Genomic DNA, 21,913 nt, shown 5'->3' with positions numbered 1-21,913 from the left:
CGGCGGTAGCGGAGCAGTTCGGCCGGGTCGGGCCGGACCGCTCCGCTGAGTTCGTCACCGTGCCGCACCAGCCGGTCGCCCAGCACCGCGTCGCACAGCCGGATCTGGCCCGGCGTCAGCCGCTGCCGCCGGCTGCCCGCGCGGGAGACGTCCAGGGCGCCGTGGCTGCGACGGTGCCAGGTCTTGCGGGCGGGTACGGCCGTACGGGCCGGCCGGTGCGGCTCGGTCGTCGCGGGGTCGTACTCCTCGCCCAAGTAGGCGCACAGCGGGCGCAGATGGGGCTCGGGGTCGCCGACCAGGTCCTCGAAGCGGACCTCGTGCCGGCGGTCGGGGCCGAGGACGCGCGGGTAGCGGCGGGTCACGTCCATCACCTGCGCCCAGGTGGCGACGGCCTCGCGGAAGCCGCGGTGCCACCAGGGCATGCCCAGCAGCGAGGCCACGCAGTCCCGGCCGTCCCGGACCAGGTGCACGAACCGGGCGTCGGGGAAGAGCCGCAGGATCTCCACCGCGCGCAGAGCGTACGCGGGCCGCTTGTCGCCCCAGCGGGCCTCGCCGTGGCGCTCGGCGTACGCCCTGAGCGCGATGCCCAGTGCGGAGCCGAGGGTGGGCGGGCCGTCCGCGATCCGCCCGGTGACGATGTCCGCGTCCAGGCCCACCCCGTGGAAACGCCTTTCCCGCCGGCCCGTGATCCAGCCGGGACGGGGACAGCCCAGGACGAAGACGGGTCGCGCGGGGGTGAGTGCGGAGGTAGCCACCCGGCCACGCTGCCGCCGGGTGATGAGCCGGGACTGGGAGGGCACGGAACATGAGTTGGTTTCATTTTCATGGAAACCGCTCGCTCAAACGTCTCCCGACGCCCCGTCGGCTCCACTAGTGTTTCACCGCTCACCTACCTAACCCTCACACCCCCGGCCGCCGCCCCGCGCGCCGCTGGAGGAAATCAGCGCATGCAAGACACCACGCCCCAGCCCCCTCGGAACGAGCCTTGGGAGAACGGCTGGGCCCCCGATACGTCCCGGACTCCCGGAACGCGAAGACTCTGGCTGGCCGGCGGGCTGGCCGCCGCGACGATCGTCGCCTGTGTGACGGCGATAGCCGTGAACCACAAGGCTCCTGACAGGTCGTCGTCCCAGGCGAAGTCGGCGGCCCCCACCGACGGCGGTCCCGGCCTGCTCTCCTTCGCCTCGCCCTCGGCGAGCACCAAGGCCGCGCCCGGGACGAAGAGCCTTCCGTCGTCGGCCAAGTTCACGGCCTCGGCCTCGGCCACATCCAGTGCCGACGACAAGGCGGGGCACAAGGCCTCCCCCAAGCCGTCGAACTCCTCGGGCTCGTCCGGGAAGCCGGGCTCGGACGGCGGTTCGCACGGCTCGAAGACCTCGTCCGCGTGGAAGTCCGTCCGGTCGGTCAACTACCCGGACCGCTACTGGCATATCAGCGGCGGTTACGTGAAGCTCGACCCGGTCGGCTCCGCCTCCGCGCGCCGCGACGCCACCTTCAAGGTGGTCGAGGGCCTGGCCGACGCTTCCTGCTACTCCTTCGCCACGGCCGACGGCACCTATCTGCGGCACCGCAACTTCGTGCTGCGCTCCGAGCGCAGCGACGGCTCGTCCCTGTTCAAGCAGGACGCCACCTTCTGCCCGAGGTCGTCCATGTACTCCGGCGCGGTGATGCTGGAGTCGGTGAACTACCCCGGCCGCTTCCTGCGTCACCAGAACTTCCAGCTCGAGCTGGCCCCGTACCAGAACAGCAACCTGTACTGGGCGGACTCGGCGTTCCAGCTGGTCGACGGCCTCGCCTGAACACACCGACCGGCCTGAACACACGGAAGCGGCGGCACCCGAGGGGTGCCGCCGCTTCACGCGTGCAGGAAGTCTCAGACGTTGAAGCCGAGCGCCCGCAGCTGCTCGCGCCCGTCGTCCGTGATCTTGTCGGGGCCCCACGGCGGCATCCAGACCCAGTTGATGCGCAGCTCGCTGACCAGGCCGTCCGTGGCGGACTTGGCCTGGTCCTCGATGACGTCGGTCAGCGGGCAGGCCGCCGAGGTCAGGGTCATGTCGACGGTCGCGATGTTGGCGTCGTCGACGTGGATGCCGTAGATCAGGCCGAGGTTGACGACGTCGATGCCCAGCTCGGGGTCGACGACGTCCATCAGGGCCTCGCGGAGCTCCTCCTCCGAGGCGGGCTTGATCTCAACGGTGTCACTCATGCCGTCTTCCTTTCGGCGTCGGCTCCGCCCAAGGCCTGGGCCGTCGCGTCCTTCCACGCCATCCAGCTCAGGAGGGCGCACTTGACCCGGGCGGGGTACTTGGAGACACCGGCGAACGCGACCGCGTCCTCCAGGATGTCCTCCATCGCGTCGTCGGGCTCGATCTTGCCCTTGGACTGCATCAGCTCCAGGAAGGTCTCCTGGATCTTCCGCGCGTCCGCCAGGTCCTTGCCGACCAGCAGCTCGTTCAGCACGGAGGCGGAGGCCTGGCTGATGGAGCAGCCCTGGCCCTCGTACGAGACGTCCTCGATCTTCGTGCCGTCGTACTTCACTCGGAGGGTGATCTCGTCGCCGCACGTCGGGTTCACGTGGTGCACCTCGGCGTCGCCATCCCGCAAGCCCCGCCCGTGCGGGTGCTTGTAGTGGTCCAGGATGACTTCCTGGTACATCGAGTCCAGCTTCACGGTTTCAGCTCACGCCCTTCAGCCGAAGAAGTTCCGAACGTGCTCCAGCCCCTCGACCAGTGCGTCGATCTCGGTCGGCGTGGAGTACAGATAGAACGACGCTCGCGTGGTCGCGGGAATTCCGTACCGCAGGCAGACGGGTCGCGCGCAGTGGTGGCCGACGCGGACCGCGATGCCCTGCTCGTCGAGGACCTGGCCCACGTCGTGCGGGTGGATGTCGCCCAGGGTGAAGGAGATCGCGGCCCCGCGGTCCTCGGCCGTGGTCGGGCCGATGATCCTCAGGTCCGGGACCTCGCCGAGCCGCCGCACGGCGTACTCGGTGAGTGCGTGCTCGTGGGCGAGGATCTTGTCCATGCCGATCGACGACAGGTAGTCGATCGCGGCGCCCAGACCGACCGCCTGGGCGATCGGCGGGGTGCCCGCCTCGAACTTGTGCGGCGCCGGGGCGTACGTCGAGGAGTGCATCGACACCGTCTCGATCATCTCGCCGCCGCCGAGGAACGGAGGCAGGTCCTCCAGCAGCTCCTGGCGGCCCCACAGCACGCCGATGCCGGTCGGGCCGCACATCTTGTGGCCGGTGAAGGCCACGAAGTCGGCCTGGAGGGCCTGTACGTCCAGCGGCATGTGCGGCGCGGCCTGGGAGGCGTCGATGCAGACCAGCGCGCCGACCTCCTGGGCGCGGCGGACTATCGCCTCGACCGGGTTCAGGGTGCCCAGGATGTTCGACACCAGCACGAAGGAGACGATCTTCGTCTTCTCCGTGATGATCTCGTCGATGTTGGACAGGTCCAGGTGGCCGTCGTCGGTCAGGCCGAACCACTTCAGCTTCGCGCCGGTGCGCTGCGCGAGCAGCTGCCACGGCACGATGTTGGAGTGGTGCTCCATCTCCGTGATGACGATCTCGGTCTCGTGGTCCACGCGGTAGGGCTCGTCGGCCCAGCCCAGCATGTTCGCCACGAGGTTCAGCGACTCGGAGGCGTTCTTGGTGAAGATCACCTCGTCACGGCTGGGCGCGTTGATGAACTCGGCGACCTTGTCGCGCGCGCCCTCGTACAGCGCCGTGGCCTCCTCGGCGAGCACATGCACACCGCGGTGGACGTTGGCGTTGTAGCGCTCGTAGTACTCGCTCAGGGCATCCAGTACCTGGCGCGGCTTCTGCGAGGTCGCCGCGTTGTCCAGGTACACGAGCTTCCGGTCGTCGTGGACCAGCCGGTCCAGGATCGGGAAGTCTTTGCGGATCGCCTCAGTGTCGAGGAGGCCCGGCAGCTGCGTCACGCGGATACGCCACCCTTCGTGTATGCCTCGTAGCCCTCGTTCTCCAGCTTGTCGGCGAGCTCGGCGCCGCCGGACTCGACGATGCGGCCGCCGGAGAAGACGTGGACGAAGTCGGGCTTGATGTAGCGCAGGATGCGCGTGTAGTGCGTGATCAGCAGGGTGCCGACCTCGCCGGTCCCGCGGACGCGGTTGACGCCTTCGGAGACGACGCGGAGCGCGTCGACGTCCAGGCCGGAGTCGGTCTCGTCGAGGATCGCGATCTTCGGCTTGAGCAGCTCGAGCTGGAGGATCTCGTGCCGCTTCTTCTCACCGCCGGAGAAGCCCTCGTTCACGTTGCGCTCGGCGAAGGACGGGTCCATGGAGAGCCGCTCCATGGTCTCCTTGACCTCCTTCACCCAGGTGCGCAGCTTGGGGGCCTCGCCGCGGATCGCGGTGGCGGAGGTGCGCAGGAAGTTGGAGACCGAGACGCCGGGGACCTCGACCGGGTACTGCATCGCCAGGAACAGGCCCGCGCGGGCGCGCTCGTCGACGGACATCTCCAGGACGTCCTCACCGTCGAGGGTGACGGTGCCGCTGGTGATCGTGTACTTCGGGTGACCCGCGAGCGAGTAGGCGAGGGTCGACTTGCCCGAGCCGTTGGGGCCCATGATGGCGTGCGTCTCGCCCTGCTTCACGGTGAGGTCGACGCCCTTGAGGATCTCCTTCGTGGCGTTGTCGGCCTCGACGGTGACGTGCAGGTCTCGGATTTCAAGCGTTGCCATGGGTGCCTCAGGACTCCTGGGTGAGGGAGGCGCGTACGTCAACGAGGACGCTGCCCCCTTCGATCTTTACGGGGTATACGGGGACGGGGCGCGTCGCGGGAAGGCTGTCGGGCTTTCCGGAGCGGAGGTCGAAGCGCGAGCCGTGCAGCCAGCACTCGATGTGGCAGTCGTCGACCTCGCCCTCGGAGAGCGAGACGTTCGCGTGGGAGCAGATGTCGTTGATGGCGAACACCTCACCCTCGGTCCGTACGACCGAGACCGGCGTGCCGTCGATCTCCACCCGCTTCGGGGTGTCCTCCTCCAGCTCGCTCAGCCCGCAGACTCGCACGAATGCGTCGCTCATGCGACCGACGCCTCCAGCTCTTCCTCGATCTTGGCGATGAGGCGCTCCTCGATGTCCGCGACGCCGATCTGCTGGACCAGCCCGGCGAAGAAGCCGCGGACGACGAGGCGGCGGGCCTCGTGCTCGGGGATGCCCCGGGCCATCAGGTAGAAGAGCTGCTCGTCGTCGAAGCGGCCGGTGGCGCTCGCGTGGCCGGCGCCGACGATCTCGCCGGTCTCGATCTCCAGGTTCGGTACGGAGTCGACCCGGGCGCCGTCGGTGAGGACGAGGTTGCGGTTCATCTCGTACGTGTCCGTGCCCTCGGCCCTGGCCTCGATGAGCACGTCGCCGATCCACACGGCGTGCGCGTCGTCGCCCTGGAGCGCGCCCTTGTAGGCGACGTTCGACTTGCAGTGCGGGGTGTTGTGGTCGACGAGGAGACGGTGCTCCTGGTGCTGGCCGGAGTCGGTGAAGTACAGGCCGAACAGCTCGGCCTCGCCGCCGGTGCCGGCATAGGCGACGCGCGGGTGCAGGCGTACGAGGTCGCCGCCGAAGGTCACCACGAACGACTTGAAGGTGGCGTCCCGGCCGATCAGCGCGTTGTGCTGACCGACGTGGACGGCCTTGTCGTCCCAGTCCTGGACGGAGACGACGGTCAGCTTGGCACCGTCGCCCAGGATGTAGTCGACGTTGGCGGCGAGCACGGCGTCACCGGTGTGGTCGATGACGACCACGGCCTCGGCGAAAGCTCCCAGCTCGACGACCTGGTGGCCGTAGGCGGTCCCGCCCTCGCCGTGCACGGCGATACGGATCGGCTCGGTGAGCACCGTCTCCTTGGGGACGGTGACCACGCCGGCCTTCTCGAACGCCGAGTACGCCTGGGCGGCGACGCGGTCCACGGGGGTGCCGGCCCTGCCGAGGCGCGCGTCGTCGCGGCCCACGGTCTCGACGGTCACGCCCTCGGGGGCCTGGACGTCCACCTTCACGCCGTCGCCGGTGGCGACCGCCGTGCCGTCGTGCAGCCCGCGCAGCCGCTCCAGCGGCGTGAACCGCCACTCCTCCTCGCGGCCGTGGGGGACCGGGAAGTCCGCCACATCGAAGGACGGGGGCGCGCTCATGCGCGTGGCGACGGTCGACTCGGCGGCCACCGCGATCTGGCCGGCGGTGGTGGAGCCCACCGGGATGTTTTGGGCCTCAGCCATGGCTGTCGGTCTGCTCTCTTTCCTACGTCGGATTTCGCTGGCTGTTGTCCGGAAGGCGGTCTTAGCCGACCGCGCCTTCCATCTGCAGCTCGATCAGCCGGTTCAGCTCGAGGGCGTACTCCATGGGCAGCTCCTTGGCGATCGGCTCGACGAAGCCGCGCACGATCATCGCCATCGCCTCGAACTCGCTCAGACCGCGGCTCATCAGGTAGAAGAGCTGGTCCTCGGAGACCTTGGAGACGGTCGCCTCGTGGCCCATGGACACGTCGTCCTCGCGGACGTCCACGTAGGGGTACGTGTCGGAGCGGGAGATGGTGTCGACGAGCAGCGCGTCGCACAGCACGTTCGACTTCGAGCCGGCGGCGCCCTCGCCGATCTCGACCAGACCACGGTACGAGGTGCGGCCGCCGCCGCGGGCCACCGACTTGGAGACGATGTTGGAGGACGTGTTCGGCGCCATGTGGACCATCTTGGAGCCGGCGTCCTGGTGCTGCCCCTCGCCCGCGAAGGCGATGGAGAGGGTCTCGCCCTTGGCGTGCTCGCCCATCAGGTAGACGGCCGGGTACTTCATCGTCACCTTGGAGCCGATGTTGCCGTCGATCCACTCCATGGTCGCGCCCTCGTAGGCGACGGCGCGCTTGGTGACCAGGTTGTAGACGTTGTTCGACCAGTTCTGGATGGTCGTGTAGCGGCAGCGGGCGTTCTTCTTGACGATGATCTCGACGACGGCGCTGTGCAGCGAGTCCGACTTGTAGATCGGAGCGGTGCAGCCCTCGACGTAGTGCACGTAGGCACCCTCGTCGACGATGATCAGGGTCCGCTCGAACTGGCCCATGTTCTCCGTGTTGATACGGAAGTAGGCCTGGAGCGGGATCTCGACGTGCACACCCTTCGGCACGTAGATGAAGGAGCCGCCGGACCACACGGCCGTGTTCAGCGCGGCGAACTTGTTGTCACCGGCGGGGATGACGGTCCCGAAGTACTCCTTGAAGAGTTCCGGGTGCTCCTTCAGCGCGGTGTCGGTGTCGAGGAAGATGACGCCCTGCTCCTCCAGGTCCTCGCGGATCTGGTGGTAGACGACCTCCGACTCGTACTGGGCGGCGACACCGGCGACGAGGCGCTGCTTCTCGGCCTCCGGGATGCCCAGCTTGTCGTAGGTGTTCTTGATGTCCTCGGGCAGGTCCTCCCAGGACTCCGCCTGCTTCTCCGTGGAGCGCACGAAGTACTTGATGTTGTCGAAGTCGATGCCCGACAGATCCGAGCCCCAGTTCGGCATGGGCTTCTTCTCGAAGAGCTTCAGACCCTTCAGGCGCAGCTTCGTCATCCACTCCGGCTCGGACTTCTTGCCCGAGATGTCACGGACGACATCCTCGTTCAGGCCGCGCCTGGCAGAGGCACCGGCCACGTCGGAGTCGGCCCAGCCGTATTCGTACGTGCCCAGGCCCTCGAGTTCGGGGTGAGCAGTCTCCGTGGGGAGAGTCATGCGGGGTTCCTCCCGGCCGTGCTTGCAGATGCGTCAGTGGAAATCTTTGGGATGAAGGTCGTGCAGACGCCGTCGCCGTGCGCGATGGTCGCCAGTCGCTGGACGTGGGTACCCAGCAGCTCGGCGAAGATCTCCGTCTCCGCCTCGCACAGCTGCGGGAACTGCTCCGCGACGTGCGCGACCGGGCAGTGGTGCTGGCACAGCTGTTCGCCGACCGGTGCACTGCGCGCCGTAGCAGCGTACCCGTCCGCGCTCAAGGCCTTGGCCAGGGCTTCGGCGCGTTTGTCGGGCGTGACGGCCTCGATCGCCTTGCGGTACGCCCTCGCCTGGGCGGCGATCCGGGCCCGGGCGAAGGCGGTGACCGCCTCCTGTCCGCCCTCGCGCTCGGCGATCCAGCGGAGCGCGTCCGCGGCCAGCTTGTCGTACGACTGGTCGAAGGCGTCGCGGCCGCAGTCGGTGAGCGCGAAGACCTTCGCGGGACGGCCGCGTGTGCGCGCGCCGTACACCCGCTGCTCGCGTGCCTCCACGACGTCGTCGGCGGTGAGCGCGTCCAGGTGACGCCGTACCGCCGCCTGGGTGAGTCCCAGCCGTCCGGCCAGCTCGGCGACGGTCGACGGGCCGTGGTCCAGGATGGACCGCGCGACCCGGTTGCGGGTGGACCGCTCCCCGGTCGCGAGCTCCTCCTGAGGGGCCCCCGTGGGGGTCTCCCGAGCCTCGCCGACGTTTTTCACAACGCCATTGTTGCGTAATTCCTCAGAGGCAGGCAAGCGGCGTCCGAGTGGACGGACGGTGCCCTGCGTCACTTAGGTCTACCTAATCCGACCTGCGGAAACGATCATCGATCGATCAGACGGGTGGCGCGTCCGGTCGTGGTCCGAGAGACTGCCGAACCATGCCGACACCGCCTCCGACCGGCCCACTCGTGACCCGCGACACCCTCTGCACACAGCTGCGCACGCTGGGCGTGGAACGCGGCGAGATCCTCCTGGCGCACTCCTCGCTCAGCTCGCTCGGCTGGGTGTGCGGCGGCGCCGTCGCGGTGGTCCAGAGTCTGCTGGACGCCGTCGGCCCGGACGGCACGATCGTCGTCCCCACCCACTCGGGCAACCTGTCCGACCCGGCCCTGTGGAGCAGACCGCCGGTGCCGGAGGCCTGGTGGGAGCGGATCCGGGCCGCGATGCCCGCGTACGACCCGCTGATCACCCCCTCGCACGGGGTCGGTGTGATCCCGGAGACCGTACGGACCTGGCCGGGCGCCCTGCGCAGCGCGCACCCGCACGCCTCGTTCCCGGCGCTGGGAGCGCGCGCGGCGGAGATCGTCGACGGTCACGCCCCCGACTGCCGGCTCGGCTGGGGGTACCGCCCACGCCCTTAAGGCAGTGGGGGAGCAGTCCGCTGGCCCGGCTGGAGGAGCGGGGCGCCCGGGTACTGCTGCTCGGGGCCGGATACGACAGCTGTACGAGCTTCCACCTCGCCGAGTACCGGATACCCGCGCCGCTCGAGCGGGTCGGCCGGCCGGTGGCCGGTGGGGGCTGGGAGACGATGACCGAGGTGTCGATCAGCTCGGAGCGGTTCGACGAGCTGGGCCAGGACTTCGAACGGGACCGGACCGTCCGGCGGGGGAAGGCGGGCGCGGCCGACGCACGGCTGTTCCCGGTGGCGGACGCGGTGGCCTACGCCGAACGGTGGCTGGCGCTGCACCGGCCCCGTGAGGAGGAGATCCTGCACCCGCCCGCCTGAGTCACGGCGCGCCTACCTAGACTCTGGACCATGCGAAGTGAGCCCGTGGTCCAGGTCCACGCCTTGGTGAAACGGTATGGCACGAAGACCGCGGTGGACGGCCTCGAACTGCTGGCCGGGGCGGGTGTGACCGCCGTGCTCGGCCCCAACGGGGCGGGCAAGACGACGACGATCGAGACCTGCGAGGGGTACCGGAAGCCGGACTCCGGCACGGTGCGCGTCCTGGGCCTCGATCCGGTGCGGGAGTCCGCCGAGCTGCGGCCCCGGATCGGCGTGATGCTCCAGTCGGGCGGGGTGTACTCCGGGGCCCGGGCCGACGAGATGCTGCGCCACGTGGCCAAGCTGCACGCGCACCCCCTGGACGTGGACGCCCTCATCGAGCGCCTCGGGCTCGGCTCGTGCGGCCGGACCGCGTACCGGCGGCTGTCCGGCGGCCAGCAGCAGCGGCTCGCGCTGGCCATGGCCGTGGTGGGCCGCCCGGAGCTCGTCTTCCTCGACGAGCCGACGGCCGGGCTCGACCCACAGGCCCGCCGGGCCACCTGGGACCTCGTGCGGGACCTGCGCTCCGACGGCGTCTCGGTCATCCTCACGACCCACTACATGGACGAGGCCGAGCAGCTCTCGGACGACGTCGCGATCATCGACGCGGGCCGTGTCATCGCCCAGGGCTCCCCCGAGGAACTGTGCAAGGGCGGCGCCGAGAACACGCTCCGCTTCACCGGCCGCCCCGGCCTCGACGTGAGCTCCCTGCTGAAGGCCCTCCCGGCCGACTGCACGGCCGCCGAGCTGACACCGGGCGCCTACCGAGTCGTCGGCAAGGTCGACCCGCAGCTGCTCGCCACGGTGACCTCCTGGTGCGCCCAGCACGGGGTGATGCCGGACCGGATCTCGGTGGAGCGGCACACTCTCGAAGACGTCTTTCTGGAGCTCACCGGTAAGGAACTGCGGTCGTGACCACTGTGGATACGTTCACCCCCAGGCCGGGCGCCGCGCCCCTGCCCCGCATGATCGCCGCCCAGGCGGCGCTGGAGACGAAGATGCTGCTGCGCAACGGCGAGCAGCTGCTGCTGACGGTCGTCATCCCGACCCTGCTGCTGGCGCTGTTCAGCTCGGTGGACATCGTGGACACCGGCTCCGGCAAGGCCGTCGACTTCCTCGCCCCCGGTATCCTGGCCCTCGCCGTGATGTCGACGGCGTTCACCGGGCAGGCCATCGCGACGGGCTTCGAGCGGCGCTACGGGGTACTGAAGCGGCTGGCCTCCTCCCCGCTGCCCCGCTGGGGGCTGATGACCGCGAAGACGGCGTCCGTGCTGGTCACGGAGATCCTTCAGGTCATCCTGCTGACCGTGATCGCCTTCGCGCTGGGCTGGTCCCCGCACGGCAACCCTGCCGCCGTACTGCTCCTGCTGATCCTCGGCACGGCCGCCTTCTCCGGGCTCGGCCTGCTGATGGCGGGCACGCTGAAGGCGGAGGCCACGCTGGCCGCCGCCAACCTGGTCTTCCTGCTGCTGCTCGTGGGCGGCGGGGTCATCGTGCCGCTCGACAAGTTCCCCTCCGGCGTCCAGGACGCGCTCGGGCTGCTGCCCATCTCGGCGCTCTCCGACGGCCTGCGGGACGTGCTCCAGCACGGGGCCGGCATGCCGTGGGGCGACCTGGGGATCCTGGGCGTGTGGGCCGTCGTGGGGCTGGCGGCGGCGGGGCGGTTCTTCCGCTGGGAGTAGACCGGGAGGCGCCGGACGGGACCCTCGTGAAAGCGTGCACAAGCGTCCCGCCTACCATGGACCCGTGCCTGAGCTGACCCCCACAGACGCCGCAGCGGCCCTGCGCAACCCCCTCTCCTTCATCGCCGCGCGCTGGACGCCCGACCCCCGGACGGTCCGGCGGGCGGCGCTGGCCGCCCTCGTGATGTCGGTGGTCATCGTGGTGACCGGCGGTGCCGTACGGCTGACCGGCTCGGGCCTGGGCTGCCCGACCTGGCCCACCTGTACCGACGACTCGCTCACCACCACCCGGGCGATGGGCTTCCACGGTGCCATCGAGTTCGGCAACCGCATGCTGACGTACGTGCTGTGCGCGGCCGTCGGCTGGGCGATCATCGCCGCGCGGGCGCAGAAGCCGTGGCGGCGGAGCCTGACCCGGCTGGGCTGGGCGCAGTTCTGGGTGGTCATGGGCAACGCGGTGCTCGGCGGCATCGTCGTCCTGGTCGGTCTCAACCCGTACACCGTCGCGGCCCACTTCCTGCTCACCACGGCGCTGATCACCGTCGCCACGGTGATGTGGCAGCGCAGCCGCGAGGGCGACGGGGCGCCGCGCCCGCTGGCCGGCAAGGCCGTGCAACAGCTGGTGTGGTTCCTGGTCGCCGCGTCCGTGCTGCTCATCGCGGCGGGCACGGTGGTGACCGGGGCCGGTCCGCACGCGGGTGACTCCACCGAGGTCAAGCGCATCCCGATCGACTGGGAGACCGTCGCCAAGCTGCACGCGGTGCTCGCCTGGATCGTGGTGACGCTGACCTTCGCCCTGTGGTTCGTCCTGAAGGCGGTGGACGCGCCCAAGGGGCCGCTGGACCGGACGCGGGACCTGTTCCTGATCCTGCTCGCGCAGGGTGTCATCGGCTACGTCCAGTACTTCACGCATCTGCCCGAGGTCCTGGTCGGCCTGCACATGCTCGGCTCGTGCCTGGTGTGGATCGGGGTGCTGCGCGTCCTGCTGGCGCTGCGCGAGCGTCCGGAGGCGGTGCCGGAGGTGCCCGGTCAGACGGCCGAGGCGGCGGTGGCCACGAGCGCGTGAGTCACCCGTACCTCTCTACAGCTCACTCGAGTCCGTAGATCCTGCGGGCGTTCCCCACCGCCACCATCGCGGCCACCCGCTGCGCGTCCCCCAGGGACCACGCCCCCTCGGCCACCCAGGTGCCCAGCACCCGCCCGAGGGATTCACGGAACAGCCGGGCCGCCACGACGTGCAGTTCGGGCAGGCCGTGGGCGCCGCTGGAGAACAGGATCTTGCCGAACGGGGCCAGCTCCAGCACCTCGGCGAGGATCGTCGCGGCCCTGGCGCCGGTGCGGACCAGGGCGGCGCCCGAGTCGGCGTAGACATGCGGGAAGACACCGGCGAGGTGGGCGGCGTGGCGGTGGTACGGGTAGCCGTGCAGCAGGACCAGGTCGGTGCCCAGGCCCGCCGTGGCCCGCACGAAGTCGGTCAGCAGGACCGGGTCGGTGCGGTCGATGCGCGCGCCCGGTTCTCCGAGCCCGGCGTGCAGCTGGAGCGGCAGGCCAGAGGCGACCGCGATCCACAGCAGGTGCCGCAGCAGCACCGGGTCGCTCAGCTCGCCGCCGACCCGCCGCCCGGCCAGCCAGCGGCCCGCCGCGCCCCGTACCTCGCCCGGCCTGGGCGGCTCGGGCGCCAGCGCGAGGCCGTGCCGTAGCCCGGCCACCGAGGTGAAGGCGACGGCCTGCGCGGCGGCGGCGTGCACCGACTCGGCGAGATTGGCGAGGAACGACTCGACGGTGCCGGAGGTGTCGGCGACCTGCTCGGCGAGGAGCTCCAGGCGGACGATCTCGCGGGCGTCGGCGTCACCCGCCGAGGCCAGCTCCGCGGGTCCGGTCAGATCGCCCGGCAGGCCGGTGTCGACCAGGTAGGTGGTGATGCCGCTGCCGCGCAGCAGACGGCGGCCCACCTCCAGCACGCCCAGTTCACGGCGCCGGGCGAGATACCGCGCGGGAGCGCAGTGCGGCTCCAGGCCGAGCAGCGGCGGGCACCAGCGCCGCACGGCGAAACCGGTCTGCGTGTCGAAGAGCGTGGTGCCGGGCGCGGGCGGCCCCTCGGTACGGGCCAGCTGGGCCTCGAACGTGCCGAGGCCCAGCTCCGTGCGCAGGACGCCGTGGCAGTACTGGTCCACCAGGGACGGCGTTTCGATCATCCGGACTCCCCGTGACTGGACCTCGTCCTCCTACGGTCCTAACGGGTGAACCGGGTGTCAGGTGTTGCTCAGGAGTTGCTTGGCCCACCCACCTGGATTCCGGCCATGCGCGTCCACTCGTACGGGCCCGTCTTCACCTTGGCCGCGAACTCGCCGTCGAACGCCTCGTGGACGGTGATGCCGGCCTTCTGCACCGCCTGCTCGGCGATGGCGTGACTGGGCGCCACCAGGTCGCCCCAGCCGCCGTCCTCGCCGACGAGCACGATCCGGGCACCGCGCTCGCCGATGTAGGCCACCTGGCCCTCGGCCCCGCCGTGCGCCTTGGAGAAGGCGTCGATCCGCCGCGCGAGGCGCGCGACCTTGCGCTCGGCCTTCGGGTCAACCTGCTGCGTGTCTGCCATGGTCAGGATGCTACCGACGGGTAGATCAAACGGCGACGGGCGGGGTGCGTGGCCTTGACCACGCACCCCGCCCGGAAGCGAACGGAGAGGGCGCCTACCGCAGGAAGGGGTCCACCGCGACCGCGACGAACAGGATCGACACATAGGTGATGGACCAGTGGAACAGGCGCATCTCCTTGAGCTTCGCGCCCGTCACCTCGGCCCTGGCGCGGTTCTGGAGCCCGTGCGCCTCCCACAGCCAGAAGCCGCCCGCGAGCAGCGCGACCGCCGTGTAGAACCAGCCGGTGTAGCCGAGCGGCGTCAGCAGCAGCGAGACGACGACCATGACCCAGCTGTAGAGCACGATCTGCTTGGCGACGACCTTGTTGGAGGCGACGACCGGCAGCATCGGCACGCCCACGCGCGCGTAGTCCTCGCGCACCTTCATGGACAGCGGCCAGTAGTGCGGCGGCGTCCAGAAGAACATGACGAGGAAGAGGATGACCGGCGCCCAGGACATCGAGTTCGTGACGGAGGACCAGCCGATCAGCACCGGCATGCAGCCGGCGATACCGCCCCAGACGATGTTCTGCGACGTACGCCGCTTGAGGAGCATCGTGTAGACGACGACGTAGAAGAGGAGCGCTCCGAGCGACAGCCAGGCCGACAGCCAGTTGACGGTGAGTCCGAACAGCAGCGTCGAGACGACCGCCAGCGTGATGCCGAAGGCGAGGCACTCGCGCGGGCTGACCATTCCGGTGACCAGGGGGCGCTGCGAGGTGCGGTCCATGAGCGCGTCGATGTCACGGTCGATGTACATGTTCAGCGCGTTGGCGCCGCCCGCGGAGAGGTAGCCGCCGAGGCAGGTCAGCAGCACCAGACCCAGGTCGGGCACGCCCTGCTGTGCCAGGAACATCACCGGAACGGTGGTGATGAGCAGCAGCTCGATGATCCGCGGCTTGGTCAGAGCCACGAACGCCTTGACACGGGCCCCGAACGGCCGGTGAACCGGGCTCTCGCTCGCACCGAGCACACCCTCCCCCAGAGCCCTAAGGGCCTGGGAGGTGTCCCCAGGACGGGATTCGACGGCCGTCACGCACACCCCTGACAGAGACTCCCAGCGAGCCCTTCCGTGTGAACTGACGGTAAGGGCTCGCGCGTACCACGCCACTTTAGACGTTGCCCAGACCCGGACATTCGCGGGGGTCCGTTCGTGTTGGCGGGGGCCGCCGAGCGTGCGTGCTGTGGCTCGATTGAGCAGTCAGATGAGCGGCTCCGTATTCATGTGCCGAATGCCGTTCCGGCCAGTCGGGAGGCGGATCGCCGACATGCCCGTCAGTCTGGAATGGCTCGAAAAAACGCACGTACCTACAGGGGTAGGCTCGACAACGGCCGGTGGGCACCCAGTGCACCGGCAGCCGGTGGGCGCGCGCCCAGGAGCCGGTATTCGATCATGTGGAGAGGAGCCCTGACTCAGGGTGAGCACCAAGCCGACCACCACAGACCTCGAGTGGACCGAATTGGACCAGCGGGCCGTGGACACCGCCCGTGTCCTGGCCGCCGACGCCGTACAGAAGGTCGGCAACGGCCATCCGGGTACGGCAATGAGTTTGGCGCCCGCCGCCTACACCCTCTTCCAGAAGGTGATGCGGCACGATCCCGCCGACCCCGACTGGGTGGCGCGCGACCGCTTCGTGCTGTCCGCCGGCCACTCGTCCCTGACCCTCTACACGCAGCTCTTCCTGGCCGGCTTCGGCCTGGAGCTGGAGGACCTGGAGTCCTTCCGCACCTGGGGCTCGAAGACCCCGGGCCACCCGGAGTACGGGCACACCAAGGGTGTCGAGACGACGACCGGCCCGCTCGGCCAGGGTGTCGCCAACGCGGTCGGCATGGCCATGGCCGCCCGCTACGAGCGTGGCCTGTTCGACCCGGAGGCCCCGCAGGGCGAGTCCCCCTTCGACCACTTCATCTACTGCATCGCCGGTGACGGCTGCCTCCAGGAGGGCATCTCCGCCGAGGCGTCCTCGCTGGCCGGGCACCAGAAGCTCGGCAACCTGGTCCTGCTGTGGGACGACAACCACATCTCGATCGAGGGCGACACCGAGACGGCCGTCTCCGAGGACACCGTCAAGCGGTACGAGGCCTACGGCTGGCACGTGCAGCGGATCGCCCCGAAGCCGGACGGCGACCTGGACCCGCACGCGATCTACAACGCGATCGAGGCCGCGAAGAAGGTCACGGACAGGCCGTCCTTCATCGCGATGCGCTCGATCATCGCCTGGCCCGCCCCGCACGCGCAGAACACCGAGGCCGCCCACGGCTCGGCCCTCGGCGACGACGAGGTCGCGGCCACCAAGCGCGTCCTCGGCTTCGACCCGGAGAAGAGCTTCGAGGTCGCCGACGAGGTGCTGGCCCACACCCGCCAGGCCCTCGACCGGGGCCGCGAGTTCAAGGCGGAGTGGGAGAAGTCGTTCCAGCTGTGGCGTGAGAACAACGCCGAGCGCGCCGCCGACTTCGACCGGATCGCCGCGGGCGAGCTGCCCACCGGCTGGGAGGAGAAGCTCCCGGTCTTCGAGCCCGGCAAGGGCGTCGCCACGCGCGCCGCCTCCGGCAAGGTGCTTCAGGCACTGGGCGCGGTCATCCCCGAGCTGTGGGGCGGCTCCGCCGACCTCGCCGGATCGAACAACACCACCATCGACAAGGACAGTTCCTTCCTGCCGGCGGACAACCCGCTGCCGGAGGCGAACCCCTACGGCCGCACAATCCACTTCGGCATCCGCGAGCACTCCATGGCCGCGGAGATGAACGGCATCGCCCTGCACGGCAACACCCGCATCTACGGCGGCACCTTCCTGGTGTTCTCCGACTACATGCGCAACGCCGTGCGTCTGTCGGCCCTGATGCACCTGCCGGTGACGTACGTGTGGACGCACGACTCCATCGGCCTCGGCGAGGACGGCCCGACCCACCAGCCGGTCGAGCACCTGGCCTCGCTGCGCGCCATCCCGGGCCTGAACGTGGTCCGCCCGGCCGACGCCAACGAGACCGCGATCGCCTGGCGCGAGATTCTCAAGCGCTGGACGAAGGAGTTCGGCAAGGGCGCCCCGCACGGCCTCGCGCTGACCCGCCAGGGCGTGCCGGTGTACGAGCCCAACGACGACGCCGCGCGCGGCGGTTACGTGCTGTTCGAGGCCGACGGCGGCGAGGCGCAGGTCGTGCTGATCGCCACCGGTTCCGAGGTGCACGTGGCCGTCGAGGCACGCGAGCAGCTTCAGGCCGACGGGATCCCCACGCGTGTGGTGTCCATGCCGTCCGTGGAGTGGTTCGAGCAGCAGCACCAGGGGTACCGGGACAGCGTCCTGCCCCCGTCCCTGAAGGCTCGTGTCGCAGTGGAAGCCGGTATCGGTCTGACCTGGCACAAGTACGTCGGGGACGCCGGTCGCATCGTTTCCCTGGAGCACTTCGGTGCTTCGGCCGACGGCAAGGTCCTCTTCCGCGAGTTCGGCTTCACTGCCGAGAACGTGGCCGCCAAGGCCCGGGAATCCCTCGCGGCCGCCCAGCGCTGACGCTCACATACGACACGTAGGAGATGTAATTCCATGACAGACGCACTCAAGCGCCTCTCCGAAGAAGGCGTCGCGATCTGGCTGGACGACCTGTCGCGCAAGCGGATCACGTCCGGCAACCTCGCCGAGCTGATCGACCAGCAGCACGTCGTGGGCGTCACCACCAACCCGACGATCTTCCAGAAGGCGATCTCGCAGGGCGACGGCTACGACCAGCAGCTCTCGGACCTCGCCGCCCGCAAGGTCACCGTCGAAGAGGCCATCCGCATGATCACCACGGCGGACGTCCGCGACGCCGCCGACATCCTGCGGCCGGTGTTCGACGCCACCGGCGGCCAGGACGGCCGGGTCTCCATCGAGGTGGACCCGCGGCTGGCGCACAACGAGAAGGCCACGGTCGCCGAGGCCAGGCAGCTGGCCTGGCTGGTCGACCGCCCGAACACGCTGATCAAGATCCCGGCCACCATGGCGGGCATTCCGGCGATCACCAGCACCATCGGCAACGGCATCAGCGTCAACGTCACGCTGATCTTCTCCCTCGAGCGCTACCGGGCCGTCATGGACGCGTACCTCTCGGGTCTGGAGAAGGCCAAGGAGCGCGGCCTGGACCTGTCGAAGATCCACTCCGTGGCGTCCTTCTTCGTGTCCCGCGTGGACACCGAGATCGACAAGCGGCTCGACGCGCTGGGCACGGACGAGGCCAAGGCCCTGCGCGGCAAGGCCGCCATCGCCAACGCCCGGCTCGCCTACCAGGCGTACGAGGAGGTCTTCTCCTCCGACCGGTGGAACGCGCTGGAGAGCGCGGGCGCCAACAAGCAGCGTCCGCTGTGGGCGTCGACCGGCGTGAAGGACCCGGCGTACCCGGACACCATGTACGTCACCGAACTGGTGGCGCCGAACACGGTGAACACCATGCCGGAGGCCACGCTGGAGGCCACCGAGGACCACGGCGAGATCACGGGCAACACCATCGCCGGCACCTACGAGCAGGCGCGCGCCGACCTCGACGCGCTGGAGAAGCTCGGGATCTCGTACGACGACGTGGTCCAGGTGCTGGAGGACGAGGGCGTCGAGAAGTTCGAGGCGTCCTGGAACGACCTGCTCAAGTCGACCGAGGCGGAGCTCCAGCGCCTCGCTCCCTCGGGGGGCTGAATTGTCCCCCTCTTCCGGCTCCGGGGCGAACCCGCTCCGTGATCCCGCCGACCGACGGCTCCCGCGTATCGCGGGGCCGTCGGGCCTGGTGATCTTCGGCGTCACCGGCGACCTGTCCCGCAAGAAGCTGATGCCGGCCGTGTACGACCTCGCCAACCGGGGTCTGCTGCCGCCGGGCTTCTCCCTGGTCGGCTTCGCCCGCCGCGAGTGGGCCAACGAGGACTTCGCCGCCGAGGTCCACGCCGCCGTCAAGGAGCACGCCCGCACCCCGTTCCGCGAGGAGGTCTGGCAGCAGCTCATCCAGGGGATGCGCTTCGTGCAGGGCACCTTCGACGACGACGACGCCTTCGAGCGGCTGCGCTCCACCATCGAGGAGCTCGACAAGGCGCAGGGCACGGGGGGCAACTTCGCCTTCTACCTGTCGGTTCCGCCGAAGTCCTTCCCCGTGGTGATCCAGCAGCTGAAGAAGCACGGGCTGGCCGAGCAGACCGGTGGTTCCTGGCGGCGCGCGGTCATCGAGAAGCCGTTCGGCCACGACCTGAAGTCGGCCGAGGAGCTGAACCAGGTCGTGCACGAGGTGTTCGAGCCGGACCAGGTGTTCCGGATCGACCACTACCTCGGCAAGGAGACCGTCCAGAACATCCTGGCGCTGCGCTTCGCCAACACCATGTTCGAGCCGATCTGGAACCGGTCCTTCGTGGACCATGTGCAGATCACCATGGCCGAGGACATCGGCATCGGCGGCCGGGCCGGCTACTACGACGGCATCGGCGCCGCCCGTGACGTCATCCAGAACCACCTGCTCCAGCTCATGGCCCTGACGGCCATGGAGGAGCCGGCCTCCTTCGACGCGGACGCGCTGGCCGCGGAGAAGACCAAGGTGCTCGGCGCGGTCCGGCTGCCGAAGGACCTGGGCAGCGCCACCGTGCGCGGCCAGTACGCGGCGGGCTGGCAGGGCGGCGAGAAGGTCATCGGCTACCTCGAAGAGGACGGCATCGACGCCAAGTCGAAGACCGACACCTACGCGGCGATCAAGGTGGAGGTCGACAACCGCCGTTGGGCGGGCGTCCCCTTCTATCTGCGCACCGGCAAGCGGCTGGGCCGCCGGGTGACGGAGATCGCGGTCGTCTTCCAGCGGGCCCCGCACTCCCCCTTCGACCACACGGCTACCGAGGAGCTGGGCTCCAACGCGGTCGTCATCCGCGTCCAGCCCGACGAGGGCATCACGGTCCGCTTCGGCTCGAAGGTGCCGGGCACCTCGATGGAGATCCGGGACGTGTCCATGGACTTCGCCTACGGCGAGTCCTTCACGGAGTCCAGCCCGGAGGCGTACGAGCGGCTGATCCTGGACGTGCTGCTGGGTGACGCCAACCTCTTCCCGCGCACCGAGGAGGTCGAGCTGTCCTGGAAGATCCTCGACCCGATCGAGGACTACTGGGACAAGAACGGCAGGCCCGCGCAGTACCCGTCGGGCACGTGGGGTCCCGCGGAGGCCGACGAGATGCTCGCACGAGACGGACGGAGCTGGCGCCGCCCATGAAGACAGACCTCACGGACACCACAGCCAGCAAGATCAACAAGGCGCTGGTGCAGGGCCGCCGGGCCATCGGCACGCCCGCCGTGGGCATGGTGCTCACCCTGGTCATCGTCACCGACGAGGAGAACGCCTACGACGCGCTGAAGGCGGCCGGCGACGCCTCCCACGAGCACCCCTCGCGGACGCTGCTGGTCATCAAGCGCGTCTCCCGCTCCCCCCGCGACCGCACGCAGTCCCGGCTGGACGCCGAGGTGCGGGTGGGCGCGGAGGCGGGCACCGGCGAGACGGTGGTGCTGCGGCTGTACGGCGAGGTGTCCGACCACGCCGACTCCGTGGTGCTGCCGCTGCTGCTGCCGGACGCCCCGGTCGTCGTCTGGTGGCCGGTGAACGCCCCGCTCGACCCGGCCAACGACCCGCTGGGCGCCCTCGCCCAGCGCCGGGTCACCGACACCTACGCCGCCGAGCAGCCGGTGCGGGACCTGTCGGCCCGGGCCGCCGCCTACACGCCCGGCGACACGGACCTGTCCTGGACCCGGATCACGCCCTGGCGGTCGATGCTGGCCGCCGCCCTGGACCAGGTCGTGTGCGACGTCAAGGCCGTCGAGGTGGAGGGCGAGGAGTTCAACCCGAGCTGCGAGCTGCTGGCGATGTGGCTCGCGGACCGGCTGGACGTGCCCGTCAAGCGCTCCCTGTCGTCCGGCCCCGGGCTCACCGCGGTCCGCATGGACACCAGCGGCGGCCCGATAACGCTGGACCGCGCGGACGGCTCGCTGGCCACGCTGTCCATCGAGGGCCAGCCGGACCGAGCCGTGGCGCTGAAGCGGCGGGACACGGCCGAGCTGATCGCGGAGGAGCTGCGGCGGCTCGACCCGGACGACACCTACGCGTCGGCGCTGCGGTACGGGGTGGAGCGGCTGGCCGGGACGCCGGAGGTGCCCGAGCAGCCCGCCGCCGAGGCCGACACCTCGGCCGCGGTCGCGGTCGAGACCCCGGTCGAGGAGGCCGCGAAGGCGCCCGCGAAGCAGGCGGCAAAGAAGGCCCCGGCGAAGCAGGCGCCCACCAGGAAGGCGGCGGCGAAGTGAGCGCCCCGCAGCTGGTCGTCCACCACGACAAGGAGCTGATGGCGCAGGCCGCGGCGGCCCGGCTGATCACCAAGATCGTGGACGCGCAGTCCTCGCGCGGCTCCGCGTCCGTGGTGCTCACCGGTGGCCGCAACGGCAACGGCCTGCTGGCCGCGCTGGCGTCGGCCCCCGCCCGGGACGCCATCGACTGGGCGCGGCTGGACCTGTGGTGGGGCGACGAGCGCTTCCTCCCCGAGGGAGACCCGGAGCGCAATGTCACCCAGGCCCGCGAGGCGCTGCTCGACGCGGTGCCGCTGGACCCGGAGCGCGTGCACGCCATGCCCGCCTCGGACGGTCCGTACGGTGCCGATGTGGAGGCGGCGGCGGAGGCGTACGCGGCGGAGCTGGCCAAGGCCGCCGGCCCCGAGAACCACGGCAGCGTCCCCACCTTCGACGTGCTGATGCTGGGCGTCGGCCCGGACACCCATGTGGCCTCGCTCTTCCCCGAGCTGCCCGCCGTCCGGGAGACCGAGCGCACGGTGGTCGGCGTGCACGGCGCGCCCAAGCCGCCGCCGACCCGGATCACCCTCACGTTGCCGGCGATCCGCGCGGCCCGCGAGGTCTGGCTCCTGGCCGCCGGCGAGGACAAGGCCCAGGCCGTCGCGATCGCCCTGTCGGGTGCGGGTGAGATCCAGGCCCCGGCCGCGGGTGCCCACGGCCGCTCCCGGACCCTGTGGCTGCTGGACTCGGCGGCTGCCTCCCAGCTGCCTCGGTCGCTCTATCCGCCGGCTTCGCCGTGAGGCCGGTCTCGCCGTGAACGAAGGGGCGGCGCGGGCAATGCCCGCGCC

Annotated in this window: 20 protein-coding genes and 2 pseudogenes; 10 read left to right on the top strand and 12 right to left on the bottom strand. The window is 70.2% G+C overall.

The features are described from left to right. Positions 1-245: 245 nt before the first annotated feature. Positions 246-656 (bottom strand): annotated as a pseudogene (locus tag ACWGJM_RS46650) (sulfotransferase family protein); the annotation flags it as partial. A gap of 291 nt (positions 657-947) precedes the next feature. Here ACWGJM_RS46650 and ACWGJM_RS46645 point away from each other — a divergent pair. Further along, positions 948-1,799: an AbfB domain-containing protein gene (locus ACWGJM_RS46645; RefSeq protein WP_453417868.1), complete on the top strand. Its 852-nt coding sequence runs from the start codon at positions 948-950 to the stop codon at positions 1,797-1,799. A 74-nt stretch (positions 1,800-1,873) separates the two neighbouring features. Here the strand turns inward: ACWGJM_RS46645 and ACWGJM_RS46640 are convergent, their stop codons facing one another. From ACWGJM_RS46640 to ACWGJM_RS46605, 8 genes are all read right to left on the bottom strand, one after another. Beyond that, a complete protein-coding gene (locus ACWGJM_RS46640) occupies positions 1,874-2,206 on the bottom strand; it encodes an iron-sulfur cluster assembly protein (protein ID WP_132854537.1) in 333 nt (110 codons plus the stop codon). Further along, positions 2,203-2,670 carry a Fe-S cluster assembly sulfur transfer protein SufU gene (sufU, locus tag ACWGJM_RS46635; RefSeq protein ID WP_453417867.1) on the bottom strand — a complete coding sequence of 156 codons (468 nt, stop codon included), beginning with the start codon at positions 2,668-2,670 and terminating at the stop codon, positions 2,203-2,205. The genes ACWGJM_RS46640 and sufU overlap by 4 nt, the downstream gene beginning before the upstream one ends. 18 nt (positions 2,671-2,688) lie before the next feature. Continuing rightward, positions 2,689-3,945 (bottom strand): cysteine desulfurase, encoded by a 1,257-nt coding sequence (locus ACWGJM_RS46630; RefSeq protein WP_453417866.1) that lies wholly within the window; start codon positions 3,943-3,945, stop codon positions 2,689-2,691. Then, the gene (gene sufC / locus ACWGJM_RS46625; protein WP_453417865.1) at positions 3,942-4,706 is read right to left on the bottom strand and encodes a Fe-S cluster assembly ATPase SufC; all 765 of its coding nucleotides are present in this window, start codon (positions 4,704-4,706) and stop codon (positions 3,942-3,944) included. The genes ACWGJM_RS46630 and sufC overlap by 4 nt, the downstream gene beginning before the upstream one ends. A gap of 7 nt (positions 4,707-4,713) precedes the next feature. Continuing rightward, positions 4,714-5,049, bottom strand: a complete 336-nt coding sequence (locus ACWGJM_RS46620) for a non-heme iron oxygenase ferredoxin subunit (RefSeq protein ID WP_453417864.1) — start codon at positions 5,047-5,049, stop codon at positions 4,714-4,716. Next, positions 5,046-6,230: a Fe-S cluster assembly protein SufD gene (sufD, locus tag ACWGJM_RS46615; RefSeq protein WP_453417863.1), complete on the bottom strand. Its 1,185-nt coding sequence runs from the start codon at positions 6,228-6,230 to the stop codon at positions 5,046-5,048. The genes ACWGJM_RS46620 and sufD overlap by 4 nt, the downstream gene beginning before the upstream one ends. Positions 6,231-6,291: 61 nt before the next feature. After that, positions 6,292-7,713 (bottom strand): Fe-S cluster assembly protein SufB, encoded by a 1,422-nt coding sequence (gene sufB, locus ACWGJM_RS46610; RefSeq protein ID WP_453417862.1) that lies wholly within the window; start codon positions 7,711-7,713, stop codon positions 6,292-6,294. Continuing rightward, the gene (locus ACWGJM_RS46605) at positions 7,710-8,444 is read right to left on the bottom strand and encodes a helix-turn-helix transcriptional regulator (RefSeq protein WP_453417861.1); all 735 of its coding nucleotides are present in this window, start codon (positions 8,442-8,444) and stop codon (positions 7,710-7,712) included. The genes sufB and ACWGJM_RS46605 overlap by 4 nt, the downstream gene beginning before the upstream one ends. Before the next feature lie 161 nt (positions 8,445-8,605). Here ACWGJM_RS46605 and ACWGJM_RS46600 point away from each other — a divergent pair. From ACWGJM_RS46600 to ACWGJM_RS46585, 4 genes and pseudogenes are all read left to right on the top strand, one after another. Then, positions 8,606-9,453 (top strand): annotated as a pseudogene (locus ACWGJM_RS46600) (aminoglycoside N(3)-acetyltransferase). A gap of 30 nt (positions 9,454-9,483) precedes the next feature. Next, positions 9,484-10,407, top strand: coding sequence for an ABC transporter ATP-binding protein (locus ACWGJM_RS46595; RefSeq protein WP_453417860.1), 924 nt, complete (start codon positions 9,484-9,486; stop codon positions 10,405-10,407). Between the two features lie 50 nt (positions 10,408-10,457). Next, on the top strand, positions 10,458-11,174 hold the full coding sequence (locus ACWGJM_RS46590) for an ABC transporter permease (protein WP_453417878.1): 717 nt from the start codon (positions 10,458-10,460) through the stop codon (positions 11,172-11,174). A 64-nt stretch (positions 11,175-11,238) separates the two neighbouring features. Beyond that, entirely contained in the window at positions 11,239-12,240 is a 1,002-nt protein-coding gene (locus tag ACWGJM_RS46585) for a COX15/CtaA family protein (RefSeq protein WP_453417859.1), read from the top strand. 22 nt (positions 12,241-12,262) lie between these two features. Here ACWGJM_RS46585 and ACWGJM_RS46580 read toward each other — a convergent pair whose 3' ends face one another. The 3 genes from ACWGJM_RS46580 to ACWGJM_RS46570 form a co-directional block, all read right to left on the bottom strand. Further along, positions 12,263-13,369 carry an amidohydrolase family protein gene (locus ACWGJM_RS46580; protein WP_453417858.1) on the bottom strand — a complete coding sequence of 369 codons (1,107 nt, stop codon included), beginning with the start codon at positions 13,367-13,369 and terminating at the stop codon, positions 12,263-12,265. Between the two features lie 68 nt (positions 13,370-13,437). Continuing rightward, on the bottom strand, positions 13,438-13,770 hold the full coding sequence (locus tag ACWGJM_RS46575; protein WP_453417857.1) for a hypothetical protein: 333 nt from the start codon (positions 13,768-13,770) through the stop codon (positions 13,438-13,440). Positions 13,771-13,864: 94 nt separating this feature from the next. Continuing rightward, positions 13,865-14,851, bottom strand: a complete 987-nt coding sequence (locus tag ACWGJM_RS46570; RefSeq protein WP_453417856.1) for a heme o synthase — start codon at positions 14,849-14,851, stop codon at positions 13,865-13,867. Positions 14,852-15,227: 376 nt separating this feature from the next. On the opposite strand from ACWGJM_RS46570, the gene tkt reads away from it, so the two are divergent. From tkt to pgl, 5 genes are read left to right on the top strand one after another with little or no spacing between them, the layout of a single operon-like run. Continuing rightward, complete coding sequence (gene tkt / locus ACWGJM_RS46565) at positions 15,228-17,315, top strand: transketolase (protein ID WP_453417855.1); 2,088 nt, start codon at positions 15,228-15,230, stop codon at positions 17,313-17,315. A gap of 33 nt (positions 17,316-17,348) precedes the next feature. Further along, on the top strand, positions 17,349-18,467 hold the full coding sequence (gene tal, locus ACWGJM_RS46560) for a transaldolase (protein WP_453417854.1): 1,119 nt from the start codon (positions 17,349-17,351) through the stop codon (positions 18,465-18,467). A gap of 1 nt (position 18,468) precedes the next feature. After that, entirely contained in the window at positions 18,469-20,007 is a 1,539-nt protein-coding gene (gene zwf / locus ACWGJM_RS46555) for a glucose-6-phosphate dehydrogenase (protein ID WP_453417853.1), read from the top strand. Then, positions 20,004-21,086 (top strand): glucose-6-phosphate dehydrogenase assembly protein OpcA, encoded by a 1,083-nt coding sequence (opcA, locus tag ACWGJM_RS46550; protein ID WP_453417852.1) that lies wholly within the window; start codon positions 20,004-20,006, stop codon positions 21,084-21,086. The genes zwf and opcA overlap by 4 nt, the downstream gene beginning before the upstream one ends. Beyond that, positions 21,083-21,865 (top strand): 6-phosphogluconolactonase, encoded by a 783-nt coding sequence (pgl, locus tag ACWGJM_RS46545; RefSeq protein ID WP_453417851.1) that lies wholly within the window; start codon positions 21,083-21,085, stop codon positions 21,863-21,865. Before opcA ends, pgl begins: the two co-directional genes overlap by 4 nt. The last annotated feature ends 48 nt before the right edge of the window (positions 21,866-21,913 follow it).

It is taken from the genome of Streptomyces sp. NPDC054834, assembly GCF_053611185.1.
This window is presented reverse-complemented; position numbering and strand designations above follow the sequence as displayed.

Excerpts from the sequence above, each read along its gene's own strand:
- ACWGJM_RS46645 (WP_453417868.1), top strand. The coding sequence starts at position 948 with ATGCAAGACACCACGCCCCAGCCCCCTCGGAACGAGCCTTGGGAGAAC.
- ACWGJM_RS46640 (WP_132854537.1), bottom strand. The coding sequence starts at position 2,206 with ATGAGTGACACCGTTGAGATCAAGCCCGCCTCGGAGGAGGAGCTCCGC.
- sufC (WP_453417865.1), bottom strand. The coding sequence starts at position 4,706 with ATGGCAACGCTTGAAATCCGAGACCTGCACGTCACCGTCGAGGCCGAC.
- ACWGJM_RS46620 (WP_453417864.1), bottom strand. The coding sequence starts at position 5,049 with ATGAGCGACGCATTCGTGCGAGTCTGCGGGCTGAGCGAGCTGGAGGAG.
- sufD (WP_453417863.1), bottom strand. The coding sequence starts at position 6,230 with ATGGCTGAGGCCCAAAACATCCCGGTGGGCTCCACCACCGCCGGCCAG.
- sufB (WP_453417862.1), bottom strand. The coding sequence starts at position 7,713 with ATGACTCTCCCCACGGAGACTGCTCACCCCGAACTCGAGGGCCTGGGC.
- ACWGJM_RS46595 (WP_453417860.1), top strand. The coding sequence starts at position 9,484 with ATGCGAAGTGAGCCCGTGGTCCAGGTCCACGCCTTGGTGAAACGGTAT.
- ACWGJM_RS46590 (WP_453417878.1), top strand. The coding sequence starts at position 10,458 with ATGATCGCCGCCCAGGCGGCGCTGGAGACGAAGATGCTGCTGCGCAAC.
- ACWGJM_RS46580 (WP_453417858.1), bottom strand. The coding sequence starts at position 13,369 with ATGATCGAAACGCCGTCCCTGGTGGACCAGTACTGCCACGGCGTCCTG.
- ACWGJM_RS46575 (WP_453417857.1), bottom strand. The coding sequence starts at position 13,770 with ATGGCAGACACGCAGCAGGTTGACCCGAAGGCCGAGCGCAAGGTCGCG.
- tal (WP_453417854.1), top strand. The coding sequence starts at position 17,349 with ATGACAGACGCACTCAAGCGCCTCTCCGAAGAAGGCGTCGCGATCTGG.
- opcA (WP_453417852.1), top strand. The coding sequence starts at position 20,004 with ATGAAGACAGACCTCACGGACACCACAGCCAGCAAGATCAACAAGGCG.